The following is a 14654-nucleotide window of genomic DNA, read 5'->3' on the forward strand; positions in this document are numbered from 1 at the left end:
CCTAATTTTATCAAAGTATGAACCGCAAACTGGTTACAACCTCACTGGCTGTTATCGCTGCCTGTACCGCTTTTGTTTCCTGTAAAAAAACAAACAACGACCAGACCGTTATCTCCGAGCCCCTGCAGACCATCGGCCAGGAAATTACCGATACGATCCTGCCTAAAAAAGATGCATCGGGTAATGCCATCCCGATCAAAGGCACCATGCTGGCCGGCAAAACCTACCACATTTACGCCGACGTAACCATTAACCAGGGCGATACGCTTTATATCCAGCCCGGCGTTAAAGTACTGGTACATGGCAACGGCCTTTCGCCGGCCAGCAGTCCCTGTTTTTATGTAAACGGCACCCTGGTAAGCGATGGTAAAGAATCGGCGCCCAATTGGATTACCGCCTATGAATCGGCGGCAACCCCATTATCGAACGCCACCTATGTAAACGATGCGGCCAATGACCCCGCCTTTAAAGGCTACTGGGGCGGGTTTCAATGCGGTCCGAAGGCCAACCTGCTCCTGCTGCGTTTTACACACATAGAATATACAGGCGGCCCCTGGGGCGATAATGCAGCCGATTACGGTGCAGCGCCCGGCGATCCGAGGTTTACCATTTATATGAATAACACCGGTGGTTATGGCAAGCTTATCCTTGAAGACTCCTGGTTCTATGGTGCGGTAGACGATGGTATACGTCCGCAGAACGCCTACATCAGCATTATGCGCAACACCTTTCAAAAAATGGGTAAATCGGGCGGCGAGTCCACCAATATCAAGGCCAATACCTATGGCGATATGGCCTATAACCTGACTTACGGCATTGCCACAAACGGTCTTAAAACCGCTGGCGACGTAGGTACGCCCTGTATGGTAAACATCTATAACAATACCCTGGTTAACTGCGGATACCGCCAGCTTAAACCCACCCGCAACGGATCGATCAACACAGAGACCAATGCCGGTGGTTTTATTTTCAACAACATTATCGTGAATTGTAAACAAGGTCTGCGTGTTACCTTCCAATCGCAGAAAGGCAAGCCCAGCGATACGCTGAATACACTTTACGGCAATAACCTTACCTGTATAGGCCGGGGCACGCCCATGGCTACCAACGACTATATGCTGTTTATCGAGCCCAACCAGTATACCTTAAAGATGGCCACCGACTTAAACGGTTATGTAAATGGCACCCTGGCTGCCAACGGCACCAACAATGGTACCAATACCGTTTCTGATTCGCTGAAATACGATCCTAAATTTGTGAACTACAGTGTTGCGGCAAACAGTACCGGTAGTCAATACCTGAACTACGCTATTCCGCCCGGCGCCGACTTTCACCTGGCATCTGGTTCCCCGGCAATCGGCCATGGTGTTACCGCTGCGTCCAAAGCAGGCGCATCCCTGCTGAGCCAGTATGGCTTCCCGATGCATATCCTGCCCGAGGGCGGCACCTTCGGCGCTACCATCACGCGGCCCAATGCCGACCTGGGCGCCTTCCCGGGCGATGGCAGCGGCAACCGTCATAAATACTAATCTACCCCGTTTATTATACCCTTAGGGAGGGACGCCCCGGCGTCCTTCCCCTTTATATACCGTTTATGAATGTTATAAAATTACTGATCACTGCCTTGCTGATTTCCCCTGCTGCAGCAAGGGCCCAGGGGGATACACTCCGGGTAATGACCTATAATGTTCTGGGGTATGGCGATGGCTGCCAGGGCGATATTACAGCATTGCATCAATACCTCGGTAAAATAGTGACATTCGCCCGGCCGGATATCCTGGGCCTGGTAAAAACAGCGTCGATTAAAAGTACGCCGGGCGATATTTACGGCCTGGCGCCGTATGGATTCGCCGATTCCATAATAGCCCATGCCCTGAATCCTTCCTTCCCGGGAAGGTTCAATTATTGTCCGTTTACCAATACCGCTTACAGCGATAAGATATCCCTGCTTTTCTATAACCAGCAGAAACTGGGTTATGTATCGACCACTTTAATCAACAGTTACATTACCGACTTCGACCTGTACAAGCTCTATTATAAAGATGCGCATCTGCAGACCACAAAGGATACCACTTTCCTGTACGTGCTGCTGAACCATACACAAAGCGGCAGCGATCCGGCCCAGCGGAACATGCAGGCCGCCGCGGTAATTGCCGGGCTGACAGCCAGATTCCACCATCTTCCCAACCTGATCAATATGGGTGATTTTAATACGCGTAACAGCCAGGAAACGGGCTACTACAGCCTTACCCAGGGCAATACGGAAGCCTTTCGGTTTACAGACCCACCCTTTCATGCAGACAGCATGTACCATTATCCTGCCAACTGGAGCTCCGGAGCCGGCGACTACAGTGCATGCCTCACCACCTCCACCAGGGCGCTGGCCAATGTTCCCAACACATGCGGAACGGACGGTGGCGCCAAGGGCTGGTACGATCATATATTGCTTGCGCCCTGGATCGTGGACGGCAGCAATTATACCCGGTATATCCGCGGCTCGTATCATACCATAGGTAATGACGGGCACCGGTTGGGCCTCTCCGTCAATGACAGCATGCCCCTGCCCAATACCTCGGCGCCGGCCGGTGTGATCGACGCTTTATTCCGGTTTTCCAACAAATACCCGGTGATGCTTTCGCTCGAGATGATGCCCAACACCACCGGCCAGAGCCCCGCCGACCCGGAAATAAATGCACCCACGGGCATCGGCAAGACGGAAAGCGGAACGGCAGCGATCCAGGTACTGAACCCGGTTTATACCCACATGTCCATCGTCCTTACCGAGGCCTGGCTGGGCAAAACGCTGCTTCTATCCGTATCTGATATGAATGGCAGGAAAGTGATGGAACAACAGCTAAGACCGGATAAGACCACGCTCCGCCTGCCTTTCGGGTATGCACCCGGCATTTATTCATGTTCAATATATGATGCCTTACAACACCGGCAATTATCCAGGAACAAAATCGTTAAATTCTGATTACCGGCCCTGGCGCGGCATTCCGGGGACAGGCCCCGGTTTTACCTACAGAATCTCTTCAGAATTGACTGTTATTTTGCAGCTTTCCAGGATTTTTTATGAAGGTTTTAATTATTGAAGATGAGCAGGAATTAAGCTCGGGCATAGCAGAATATCTTTCGGGCGAATTGTTCGTATGTGAAATAGCACATGATTTCGATTCGGGTATGGGAAAGGCTTTGCGCCAGGAGTATTCGTGTATCGTCCTGGATATATCCCTGGGCAACGGTAACGGTATGGATATCCTCTACCGGCTTCAGCAAGAAGGTAAGGCTGAAGGTGTGATCATCATTTCGGCGAAGCATTCGCTGGACGACAAAATAAACGGGCTTAACGCGGGCGCCGACGACTACCTGTCCAAGCCTTTCCACTTATCCGAACTTGCGGCAAGGATCAGCGCCATTATCCGCAGGAAATCGTTCGGGGGCCGCAATGTTCTTGATTTTAACGAGCTCAGCCTGAACCTGCAGGACAAAACCATAAGGGTCAACGGCAGGGATATCTCCTGCACCCGGAAGGAGTATGATTTATTGCTCTACTTCATCAGCAACCCAAACAGCGTTTTGAGTAAGGCAGCCATAGCCGAACACCTCTGGGCCAATTATACCGGCGAGCCGGGCAATCACGATATCATCTATACCCATATTAAAAACCTGAGAAAAAAAATGCTGAAAGCCGGAAGCCGCGATTATATCGAATCCATTTACGGCATGGGCTACCGGTTTAAAACAGATTAAAGTATATGAAACTCTTGGTTCGCTATAGCCGGATTAACATTGTTGTTACTATTGTTATCTACATACTGGTCAGTATTACCTTCTATTTCCTGTTTAATACCATCCTGCTGAGTTTAAACGACCGGGACCTTAAAATAGAACGCGACGAGATCCGGGAACATACCCGTAAAAAAGGGACCCTGCCCGATCTGTTACTGGAAAAGAACCAGATTATCCAGTACCGGCCCGCAGCAAGGTTTGTGGAAGGGGAAACCATTGCCACCGTGAACTCCAGGATCCTGAAGAAGCCCTTTCGCCGGCTGACCTTTAGCGTAGTCGCTTCCGGCAAAGTGTACGAGGTTAAGATTCTAAAGCCGCTGGATGAAAAATACTTCCTGCTGCGGGTCATGCTCCAGGTAACCCTGGCGGCCTTTGCCATCGTATTGCTGCTTCATTTTATCATCAACCGGATTTTTACGAAGCGGCTCTGGAAGCCGTTTTACACCAGCCTGGCAACCGTACAACAATTCGAGCTTACTGCCGGCAAGCCCGCAGTATTCCCGCCATCCGGCATTACGGAATTCCAGGAAATGAACCAGGCATTTGAGCAAACCCTGCAGAAGGCACAAAAGGACTATTACCTGCTGAAAGAGTTTAACGAAAACGCAGCACACGAGCTACAAACGCCACTGGCTATTATCCGTTCAAAACTGGACCTCCTGATCAAGGAAAATGATTTGTCTGAAAAACAACTCCGGTTTGCAGCAGGGGCCTATAGCGCCGTTCAGCGCCTGGCCCGCCTCAACAATTCCCTGCTGCTGCTTATGAAAATTGAAAACCATCAGTTTTCCCAAACGGAACGTATCGATTTAAAACAAAAGCTGGAAGAAAAGACAGGCGAATTTGAAGAGCTGATCGAAGCCAAATCGCTGCAGCTGCTGACCAGCAATTTCCAGCCAACCACCATGCACCTGAACCCTGAGCTCTGCGAAATATTGCTCAATAATTTATTCAGCAATGCCATTGAACACAATATAGAAGGCGGCATTATTAAAATCGAACTCCGCGACGGCCAGCTTACCATCGCCAATACCGGTTATGCCAACGGGGCGCTGCCGGGCGACAAGCTATTCAGCCGCTTCCTGAAAGTAAGCCAGGAAAGCCACCGGACGGGCCTTGGCTTATCTATCGTTCAAAAAATATGCGAGACTTCAGCACTGCAACTCGGGTATAACTTCCATAATGGCTTCCACCAGTTTTCTCTTAATACAAACTTAACATAGCCTGTCCGTTTACAGGGGGCTAAATACAGGAAAACTACAGATTGTGCTGATAGGTTTGCATAAAAAAACAATGACCATTAAAGTCTTTATTGCAACAACATGCCTCGCGTTAAACGCTATTGCCTCCGGCGCCCAGACCCAGAAACAGGTCAAAACAGCTTTCCCCCTGTCCGGCGATGGTAAATGGGATTATATAACCGCCTGGAATCAATACCTGTTTGTTTCACACGGCACCTTCGTTCATGTCCTGGATCAGCGTAGCGGCCGGGAGCTTACCCAGATAAAAGGATTATCCGGCGTACATGGTATTGCTATCGATGCCCGCAACCAAAAAGGGTATATCAGTAACGGGAAGATGAATAACGTAGTCGTATTCGACCTGAAAAAGTTTGAAGTGCTGTCGACTATAGCTACAGAACAGAACCCCGATTTTATTACGTTCGACCCCTTCTCTCAAACGATCCTGGCCGGGAATGGTAAAAGCAATAGTATTTCAATTATCGATGCCGCAACGATGAGCATTAAAGGCACCCTTGCTCTTGATGGTAAACCCGAAGCCATCGTTTCCGACTTCGCGGGTAAGGTCTACGTCAACCTGGAAGACAAAAATGCCATCGCGATCATCGATATTCAAAAGCAGCAACAGGAAGGCATTATCGATATCAGTGCAACGGGCGAGGAGCCCGCCGGTCTTGCCATTGACCGTGCCCATCACCTCGCATTTGCCGGTTGTGGCAACGAGCAACTGCTGATTGTGGACCTGGACAAAAAAAAGGTTATGGACCATATAAAGATAGGCGCCGGTTGCGATGCGGTTGCCTACAACACGAAGACCCGTACGATTTACGCCTCCAACGGGAAAGACGGTACACTAAGCGTTATAACCGGGGATGCGGCCTTACATTTTTCCACGGTACAGACCCTGAAAACAGAACCCGGTGCGAAAACACTGGCCCTCGATGAAGCCACAGACAAACTCTACCTGCCTGTTGCACGCAGAAGCGAAAAGAAAGGAGCCGATGGCAAACCGGTATTCGATCCCGGTTCTTTTAAAGTGCTTGTGGTTGAGTAACAACCGTAGTAAAGTTATTTATAGTAATAGATCCATGATAAGAAAGACATTTCAACTTTTGATATCGGGCTGGATGCTGGCCCTCGGCGGGTTGCATGCGCAACAGCGCACGCTCGACTACTATATCGGGGAAGGGCTTAGTGCCAGCCCGCTGTTAAAAGACCTGTCCAACCAGGTAAGCAGCAATGCCGCCGACAGCGCCCTGCTGAGGGCCACCTACCGGCCGCAGGTTACGGCCAGCAGCACCAACAGCTATGCCCCCATCATCAGGGGATGGGGTTATGATGAAGCCATATCCAATGGCAGAAATATAAACGGCGTCGTGGGTATCAGCCAGGTTATTGCAGGTAAAGACAATATCAATATCCGGGTAAATGCATACACGCTGGCTGCACTGGGCTTACAGAATAAGAAAGACATTTCGGAGCAGGATTTAAAGAAAGCGATAACCACGCAATACATCACGGCCTATGGCGATGAGCAGCAACTCGACTTCCTGCAGGAGGTATACGCACAATTACAGGAAGAAGATACCCTGCTTAAAAAACTCACCAGCGGCAATGTATACCGGCAAACCGACTACCTTACCTTCCTGGTTACCCTGCAACAGCAGGAATTAGCCATCAAACAAGGCGACATCCGGTTGAAGAACGACCTGGCTACCCTGAATTATCTTGCCGGTATTATCGACACGGGTTATGTCCGTTTAAGCCAGCCGGCCCTTACCATTAATGAGCAGCCAGCCGCAACGCATTCGATCTTCTTCCGGCAATTCCAGCTGGATAGCCTGGGCATCCTCAATCGCAGGAAACTGACCGACCTTAACTATCGCCCCAGGCTCAGTTGGTTTGGCGACGCCGGTTATAACTCTACCTGGACTACCGAAGGCTATAAAAACTTTGGATTCAGTTTCGGCTTTAGTCTATCGGTGCCGATATACGATGGCAGGCAACGCCGCATACAATACCGGAAGCTTTCCATTGAAGAAGATACCCGGAAAAATTACGAGGACTTTTATCATCGTCAATATCAGCAACAAGTACTGCAATTGCATCAGCAACTGGATGCGATACAGAGTTTGATGCCCGACCTGGAACACCAGGTCCGGTATACGGATGCTTTAATTAAAGCCAATTCAAGACTATTGGCCAGTGGCGACGTCAAAATTGCGGATATGGTTATAGCCGTCAATAATTTGCTGGCCGTTAAAAACCAGATTACCCAGAACCAGGTGGCGCGCCTGGAACTCATAAATCAAATCAATTACTGGAGCAGATAAGTCCCGATATGTATATAAAAACCTTTTTTCTCAGTATCGCGGCAGGCTGTGTTTGCCTTGTTGCCTGCAATAACAACAGCGCAGAGCCTGCTGCAGCGGCCGAACCCGTGCAGACGCCTGTTACCGTAAGCGGTATCCTGCATGAGCCGATGAGCGATTACCTCGAGTTGAACGCAACTTCCGTGTTTTTACTGAAGCACGTCGTTAAGGCCAACACCAACGGTTACCTGTCTTCGGTACACATTACGGCCGGCCAGGCTATCGGCAAAGGCATGCTTCTGTTTTCCATAAAAACAAAAGAAGCCATGAGCCTCGGCAACAGCTTAGCCGGCCTGGATTCTTCCTTTCATTTTTCGGGCGTTAACAGTATCAGGGCCGGCGCCCAGGGCTTCATCACCCAATTGGATCACCAGCAGGGCGATTATGTGCAGGATGGTGAACCGCTGGCCACCATCAGCGACAACAGCAGCTTTGTATTCCTGATGAGCATGCCCTACGAACTGCGGCCTTTTGTACCGGTTGGTAAAAAAGTGGTACTGACCCTGCCCGACAGCACCCAACTCGATGGCACGGTCACCGCCGCCATGCCCCAGGTAGACTCCTTTTCCCAATCGCAAAACATGGTCATCAGGGTAAATGCACCGCGCCCGATCCCCGAAAATCTAATCGCAAAAGTGCGGATACTCAAGTCAGAGAAAGCATCGGTAATTGCCGTACCTAAGGCGGCGGTACTGACCGATGAAGCGCAGGAGCAATTCTGGATTATGAAAATGGCGGGTAATAACCTTGCCGTTAAAGTGCCCGTAAAAAAAGGCATGGAAGACAAGGGTAACATCGAGATCCTGGACCCCAAACTGGAAGACGCAGACCGGGTACTGGTGTCCGGCAACTACGGCCTGGAAGATTCAGCCAGGGTTAAAATCATTAAATCTGTTCCATAAAACCCGGTATCAAGTGAAAAATTTCTTTGTTTCCTATAAAAATCCGCTTTCGGTTATCCTGGTCCTGGTCATTTTTGGCGGCATGTTTGCGTATAGCCGGATGCAGACTGCGTTATTTCCCGAAATAACCTTTCCCAAGATCAAGGTCATTGCCGATGCCGGCCTGCAACCGGTCGATAAAATGATGGTCACGGTTACCAAGCCCCTGGAAAACGCGATCAAACAAATACCCGACCTACAGCATATCCGCAGCACCACAAGTAAAGGCAGCTGCGAGATATCGGCTTTCCTGAACTGGAACGCGGATGTAGACCTGAGCCTGCAGCGCATACAAGCCAAAATAAACGAAGCGGGCAACCGGCTGCCCCAGGGCATCAATATCACCGTCGAAAAGATGAATCCCGCTATACTTCCGGTTATGGGGTACACCATCGAAAGCCACGACAAGTCGCCGATTGAATTAAAAATGCTCGCCAATTACACGATAAAACCGTTTTTATCGCAAGTGCCCGGTGTGTCGGAAGTAAGGATAATCGGCGGCAAGACTAAAGAGTATTGGATAAAACCGGATGTGCGGAAAATGAGCGCATTGGGCATCACACCGGATATCATCAGTACCGCTTTATCCCAGACAAATTTCATTAACGCCAACGGGTACGTTTCTGATTATAATTTCCTGTACTTATCCGTTACGGATGCCACCGTGCACACCACCGAAGACCTGCAGCATGTAGTGATAAGAAATGACGGCAAGAGAATAGTTACCTTAAAGGACCTTGCCGATATACAGGTGAATGAAGCCCTGGAATACACGAAAATTAATGCAAACGGGAAAGAGGGCATATTGGTGGCGATCATCAAACAACCGAATGCCAACCTGGTACAGATGTCGGCCGATATGGAAAAACAGGTTGCCGCACTTAAAAACACCCTGCCGGCCGGCGTTTCCATCAAACCGTATTATGTACAGGCCGATTTCGTGAAGGACTCCATCAGGAGCGTTACCGATAGTATATGGATCGGCCTTGCATTGGCTATGATCGTCGCTGTAATCTTCTTACGTTCCCTGAAAGCAAGTGCCACCATCCTGGTCACCATACCGGTTACCCTGTTCCTGACGCTGATTATACTGTATGCCATAGGTTATACCTTTAACATCATGACCCTGGGAGCGCTTGCCGCCGCGGTAGGCCTGATCATCGACGATGCCATTGTAGTGGTAGAACAAATACACCGTACACATGAAGAACACCCGGAAGAACCTACGGTAAACCTGTTGCAGCGGGCGATACGTTACCTGTTCCCGGCTATGATCGGGTCGTCGGTAAGCACCATTGTTATTTTCATCCCCTTTGTGCTGATGAGCGGCGTAGCGGGCGCTTACTTTAAAGTGATGACCAATACCATGATCATTACTTTAGTATGCTCCTTCCTGGTAACCTGGATCGGCTTACCGGTCATTTACCTTATACTCAGCAGGAAACGGCCGGCCCTTAAGGCAAAAAAGGAAATCCGCCACGACGTGAAGCGCCAACGCTGGGTATCCTATTTTATCCGCCGTCCCTGGGTTAGTTTATCATTTTGTGTATTGTTGCTTGCACTGGTAGTCGTGGTATTACCAAGACTGCAAACGGGCTTCCTGCCTGAAATGGATGAAGGCAGTATTGTACTTGACTATGCATCGCCACCGGGCACCTCGCTCCGGGAAACAGACCGGATACTGCGGGAAGTGGAAAAAATCATCCAGAAAACACCGGAAGTGGCTACCTACAGCAGGCGTACAGGTACCCAGATGGGCTTCTTTATCACGGAACCCAATACGGGCGACTACCTGATTCAGTTAAAGAAAACCAGGAACAAGACGACCAGTGAAGTGTCTGATGAGATCAGGAAACAAATAGAAGCAACACAACCGGCATTAAGGGTAGACTTCGGGCAGGTGATCGGCGATATGCTGGGCGACCTGATGACTTCGGTGCAGCCCATCGAAATCAAAGTATTTGGCAATGACCAGCAAAAGCTGCAGGCGTATGCCAAACAGGTTGCAGCGCTGGTTGCCGGGGTGAGCGGTACCGCAGATGTTTTTGACGGTATCGTGATTGCAGGTCCTTCTGTAAGCTTTACGCCGGATGCCGGTAAGTTATCCCAATTCGGACTGACGCCCGCCGGCTTGCAACAGCAATTGCAGCTCGCGCTGGAAGGCAACGTGGTAAGCAATGTGCTGGAACAGGAGCAGCTGTCGCCGGTAAGAATGGTTTATCCGGGCAACAGGACAGCCGAGCTCAAAGACCTCAGTAACCTGCAGATCTTCCTGCCCGGCGGCAAATTAATACCGGTTTCAGAACTGGCGGCAATAACGGTAAAAGCCGGCGATGCAGAGATCCAAAGAGAAAACCTCCAGTCTATGGGCGTTATTACTGCAAGGCTTGAAGGCCGGGATTTGGGCACCACCATCAAAGACATACAACAACAGATAAGCCGGAAAATCAATCTTCCTGCGGGTTATCATATTGAATACGGCGGCGATTATGCCAACCAGCAACAATCCTTCAGGGAGTTGCTCATGATCCTGGTCACTTCCAGCCTGCTTGTTTTCGGCGTTATCCTGTTCCTCTTCCGGGAGTTTAAAGTCGCGCTGCTGATCCTGCTGGTTGCCGTACTCGGGATTTCGGGAAGCTACCTGGCCTTGTTCCTGACCGGAACGCCGCTCAATGTAGGCAGTTATACAGGCCTGATCATGATTGTAGGTATTGTCGGTGAAAATGCCATTTTTACCTTCCTGCAATTCAAGGAAGCACTGGTCCATAATACGCTTGAAGAAGCGCTGGTATATTCCATTTCAACCCGCCTGCGTCCCAAGCTGATGACTGCACTCGGAGCGATTATTGCCTTATTGCCGCTTGCACTCGGTATTGGCGCCGGGGCACAGCTCCACCAACCCCTTGCCATCGCCGTTATCGGCGGCTTCGTGGTGGCATTGCCGCTTTTACTGGTTGTACTGCCTTCGCTATTACGCCTAGCGTATCAACATCATCAAACACCATTAACGGACAAGACCTGATAAAGCGTCTTGGCCCGGAAACATAACGGGAAGCCGATTGCTATCGTCCGTTTAAACGATGAGGACCTGTAACCGGGACCTATAAACAAAGCCATGCTGTATACAGCATGGCTTTGTTTTCGATTGTTTGGGTACCCTAACAAGGGTTACGCTTGGATTACGAAGAACAGCGTAACAATTACCGGGGCGGATTACACAAACATTGCGACATGCAGGAGTAACATACCGAAGCTACCGAGCCTCTTCCCCCGGTTACCCGGTCGGTAAGATGGGCGATACTTTGCTTTTCCAGGTTCAGCTTAACCACTACTTTTTTCTTTTTCATGAGGTATTTATTTTAGGCCAAATGTATCGTGAACCCCTGGTCTGCCCAATACCAAAAATCAAGGATTTTTATTTACCACAAAACCACTACGTTTAGCTGTTAAACGTAAAAAACAACATTAATAAAAACCGGCGCCGAATGCTTCGCCCGTTTTATTGCGTGTGTTCAAATGCTTTTCCCAAAAGAAACATACCTATTTTTGCCCCTTAAGAGGGCATTACAATAAGCCGCTTATTAAACTCACGGGCATTATTCATTTTATTTTTTTGCTATAAAGTATGAACAGACTCCTGTTGCTCATCGTAATGCTGGTGGTTTCTCTACAACTAGCGGCGCAGTTGCCAACCGATGTATACCAATACCACATCGATTTATTAAATGTAGCCGACAATAAAGTGCAGGTGACCCTGGTGCCGCCCAAAAACCAGCTGCAGACCGGTAAGTTTATCATACCCAGGATGGTTCCGGGTTATTATGATGCCTTGAACCTTGGTCAACATATTTCAGCATTCCAGGCCTTCGACCAAACCGGGGCACAGCTGCCTGTTCATCGCGTCGACACCAATAGCTGGTCTATAAAGGGTTTGGAGCATGTTGGCAAAATAAGCTATCAGGTATCCGGTGGCTGGGACAACCTCCTGCAACATACAGCGGGTGCAAAATCTGCCGAAAGTATATTTAAAAAAGATAGCCTCTTCATCCTTAATTACAGTTCGGTAACAGGATATTTCGAAGAGATTCCCGATAGAGGTTATGAAGTAACCCTAAAGAAGAACCCTGGATTTTATGCCTCTTCTGCGTTGCAGTATACCCGGCAGAATGATACCACAGATAAGGCCCGGGCTGTGGATTACCGCCGCCTGGTTGATGCCCCCGTAATGTACTGCATACCCGATACCACCTGGATACAGGTCGGCAATACGAAGGTCCTGGTATCTTTTTATTCTAAAGAACACCGGTCTTACTCGAAAGTCTTAGCAGCCAGACTGCAAACCATTTTATTTAATCAACAGGCCTATCTTGGCGGCCAATTGCCCGTCGACAGATATGCATTCCTTATTTACCAGGAGCAAATACCCAAAGGATTATTAACCGATGGCCTGGAACACAGCAATTCTACCGTATGCCTGTATGGTTCGACAGCTTTGGATAAACTGCCCGAAGCCCTGATCGGTGTTGCCTCCCATGAGTTTTTCCATATCCTCACCCCGCTTAATATCCATTCCCGGGAAGTACAACATTTTAATTTTCTCGATCCCGTTTTATCCAAACACCTTTGGCTGTATGAAGGCATGACTGAATATGCCACCATACATATGCCCATAAAAGAGAAAATGATCGGCTTGCAGGCCTTTCTCGGTGTGATCGAGAGAAAAATTAAAGGCATGGACGGATTCGACAATAAATTATCGATGACACTTATGAGCACGAATGCCATCAGGATGCAGGATCAGTATTTGAATTTTTACCAGAAGGGCGCTTTAGTCGGTTTATGCCTGGATATCCGCCTCAGGGAACTATCGCATGGCCAAATGGGGACACAGGAATTGATGCAGAAGCTTATTAAAAAATATGGTTCCGAAAAGGCTTTTAAGGATGAGGACCTGTTCCGGGTAATTACCTCATTGACCTTCCCGGAGATCCGCCTTTTTTTTAAAGATTATGTGGAAGACGGGCAGCCTATTCCGTTAAAAGAAACGCTGCAAAAGGTAGGGTTGGATTATGATGCAGCACAGCAAACCGTTACAGCAACCAGGAATCCCTCCGCAAAACAGCTTTCGCTGAGAAAAGCATGGATCGATCTATAAAACAGATGGAGGGATGATCAACACGGCGCCAAAACGGGGGCGTTCCTAAAACTGCGGGGAATAGTATGCATTCCATTGACGCTTTTCAGCCATTAGATTTTACGTTCCTTCAATCCTTTGGCCGCCTCGTGGCTATCGAAACCGGCAAGGTCCTTCAATGCTTGTATATCATGCAAAAGCCGGCGGGTCGTAGCATTGTTTTCCAATATGCCGATAACGGTTTTATCATCCGTCATCAGGTCTGCATCCTTAATGATACCCTGTTGCAGAGCATACTTCAACAGTGCAGACAGCTTGTCATTTGCATACAGGTATTCCGGCTTCCTGAAATATTGCCGGTTCAGCATATCGAACTTTTCCCTGAACCAATTTTCTGCTGATGCCGTGCGGAAATCAATACGGCCGGCATTTACATGCAGATCCTCTAAAAAGCTGAGGGCTTCCTCTCTGGGCAGCAGGTCTGCCATACAGAGATCACGCAGGGCATAATCAAGGCGATCGGCGCAGAGATAGGGATAAGGTTGTTCTAACAGGCCGTGGTCCCCATTAAAAACAGCATCTACGTTAAAGCCCTGGCGCGATAAAATCGCAGGAAGCTCCGATTGCAGGATAAGGTCCATAAAAAGCTCTTCATGATAATCCTCACCGGCCCTGCCGAATACTTTATCGGCTAAATGAGAAAATGCGGTGTGTGACACGTCATGTAACAAAGCGGCAACCTGCTCTTCTTCGCTTCCACCAAAATACCTGACAAGGTGCATTACCCCGATGGAGTGTTCGAAGCGGGTATGATCTATCGCCGCATCCACTAAAAAAACGGCGCCGCCCTGGTGGACGTTGCCCAGGCGCTGGAAGGTTTTACTGGCTATAATGGGTTCGAGGAAAGCAGGGATGCCGATAGCGCCGTAAAGCCGGTCTTGGTAAATCATAAGACAAAGATATAAATAATAGACGCCACCTCACGATCCCGGACCTTATCGGGATGTAAGATCAGGCAGGATTTCCGGAGCGTCTTAAAGATCTGGCCCGCAGCTGTGTTCCTATACTGTTTGTTCAATGGAAATAAACAGGGAACGTTTAGGCTATCCAGGATGATAAATATGCCGCAGTTCCGGGTCCCGGTGGGCGCAGGTGACCCCGTAAATTTTATGCC

General features: G+C 49.2%; 11 protein-coding genes. 9 read left to right on the forward strand and 2 right to left on the reverse strand.

What is annotated here, in order from left to right:
• Window positions 1–17 precede the first annotated feature (17 nt).
• The 8 genes from B0I18_RS18815 to B0I18_RS18850 all read left to right on the forward strand — a co-directional run bounded on the left by B0I18_RS18815 (window position 18) and on the right by B0I18_RS18850 (window position 11368).
• Window positions 18–1529 carry a hypothetical protein gene (locus B0I18_RS18815; protein WP_106524293.1) on the forward strand — a complete coding sequence of 504 codons (1512 nt, stop codon included), beginning with the start codon at window positions 18–20 and terminating at the stop codon, window positions 1527–1529.
• 65 nt (window positions 1530–1594) lie between these two features.
• Window positions 1595–2977 (forward strand): exonuclease/endonuclease/phosphatase family protein, encoded by a 1383-nt coding sequence (locus tag B0I18_RS18820; RefSeq protein ID WP_106524294.1) that lies wholly within the window; start codon window positions 1595–1597, stop codon window positions 2975–2977.
• Window positions 2978–3075: 98 nt separating this feature from the next.
• On the forward strand, window positions 3076–3753 hold the full coding sequence (locus B0I18_RS18825) for a response regulator transcription factor (RefSeq protein ID WP_106524295.1): 678 nt from the start codon (window positions 3076–3078) through the stop codon (window positions 3751–3753).
• 5 nt (window positions 3754–3758) lie between these two features.
• Window positions 3759–5015: a sensor histidine kinase gene (locus B0I18_RS18830; RefSeq protein ID WP_106524296.1), complete on the forward strand. Its 1257-nt coding sequence runs from the start codon at window positions 3759–3761 to the stop codon at window positions 5013–5015.
• A 70-nt stretch (window positions 5016–5085) separates the two neighbouring features.
• Window positions 5086–6087, forward strand: a complete 1002-nt coding sequence (locus B0I18_RS18835; RefSeq protein ID WP_106524297.1) for a YncE family protein — start codon at window positions 5086–5088, stop codon at window positions 6085–6087.
• Window positions 6088–6121: 34 nt separating this feature from the next.
• The gene (locus B0I18_RS18840) at window positions 6122–7366 is read left to right on the forward strand and encodes a TolC family protein (protein ID WP_181358525.1); all 1245 of its coding nucleotides are present in this window, start codon (window positions 6122–6124) and stop codon (window positions 7364–7366) included.
• 8 nt (window positions 7367–7374) lie between these two features.
• Window positions 7375–8307, forward strand: a complete 933-nt coding sequence (locus B0I18_RS18845) for an efflux RND transporter periplasmic adaptor subunit (protein ID WP_106524299.1) — start codon at window positions 7375–7377, stop codon at window positions 8305–8307.
• Between the two features lie 13 nt (window positions 8308–8320).
• On the forward strand, window positions 8321–11368 hold the full coding sequence (locus B0I18_RS18850) for an efflux RND transporter permease subunit (RefSeq protein ID WP_106524300.1): 3048 nt from the start codon (window positions 8321–8323) through the stop codon (window positions 11366–11368).
• A 178-nt stretch (window positions 11369–11546) separates the two neighbouring features.
• Here the strand turns inward: B0I18_RS18850 and B0I18_RS25130 are convergent, their stop codons facing one another.
• Window positions 11547–11693, reverse strand: coding sequence for a hypothetical protein (locus B0I18_RS25130; RefSeq protein WP_181358526.1), 147 nt, complete (start codon window positions 11691–11693; stop codon window positions 11547–11549).
• A gap of 278 nt (window positions 11694–11971) precedes the next feature.
• Between B0I18_RS25130 and B0I18_RS18855 the strand changes: the two genes are divergently transcribed.
• Window positions 11972–13501, forward strand: coding sequence for a M61 family metallopeptidase (locus tag B0I18_RS18855; protein WP_106524301.1), 1530 nt, complete (start codon window positions 11972–11974; stop codon window positions 13499–13501).
• A 92-nt stretch (window positions 13502–13593) separates the two neighbouring features.
• Here B0I18_RS18855 and B0I18_RS18860 read toward each other — a convergent pair whose 3' ends face one another.
• Window positions 13594–14430 carry an HD domain-containing protein gene (locus B0I18_RS18860; RefSeq protein ID WP_106524302.1) on the reverse strand — a complete coding sequence of 279 codons (837 nt, stop codon included), beginning with the start codon at window positions 14428–14430 and terminating at the stop codon, window positions 13594–13596.
• Between the last annotated feature and the right edge of the window lie 224 nt (window positions 14431–14654).

Origin of the sequence: Taibaiella chishuiensis, from assembly GCF_003014535.1 — a bacterium.
GTDB lineage: Bacteria > Bacteroidota > Bacteroidia > Chitinophagales > Chitinophagaceae > Taibaiella > Taibaiella chishuiensis.

Coding starts and splice junctions, on each gene's coding strand:
- B0I18_RS18815 (WP_106524293.1), top strand. CDS start 18: ATGAACCGCAAACTGGTTACAACCTCACTGGCTGTTATCGCTGCCTGT.
- B0I18_RS18820 (WP_106524294.1), top strand. CDS start 1,595: ATGAATGTTATAAAATTACTGATCACTGCCTTGCTGATTTCCCCTGCT.
- B0I18_RS18825 (WP_106524295.1), top strand. CDS start 3,076: ATGAAGGTTTTAATTATTGAAGATGAGCAGGAATTAAGCTCGGGCATA.
- B0I18_RS18830 (WP_106524296.1), top strand. CDS start 3,759: ATGAAACTCTTGGTTCGCTATAGCCGGATTAACATTGTTGTTACTATT.
- B0I18_RS18835 (WP_106524297.1), top strand. CDS start 5,086: ATGACCATTAAAGTCTTTATTGCAACAACATGCCTCGCGTTAAACGCT.
- B0I18_RS18840 (WP_181358525.1), top strand. CDS start 6,122: ATGATAAGAAAGACATTTCAACTTTTGATATCGGGCTGGATGCTGGCC.
- B0I18_RS18845 (WP_106524299.1), top strand. CDS start 7,375: ATGTATATAAAAACCTTTTTTCTCAGTATCGCGGCAGGCTGTGTTTGC.
- B0I18_RS25130 (WP_181358526.1), bottom strand. CDS start 11,693: ATGAAAAAGAAAAAAGTAGTGGTTAAGCTGAACCTGGAAAAGCAAAGT.
- B0I18_RS18855 (WP_106524301.1), top strand. CDS start 11,972: ATGAACAGACTCCTGTTGCTCATCGTAATGCTGGTGGTTTCTCTACAA.
- B0I18_RS18860 (WP_106524302.1), bottom strand. CDS start 14,430: ATGATTTACCAAGACCGGCTTTACGGCGCTATCGGCATCCCTGCTTTC.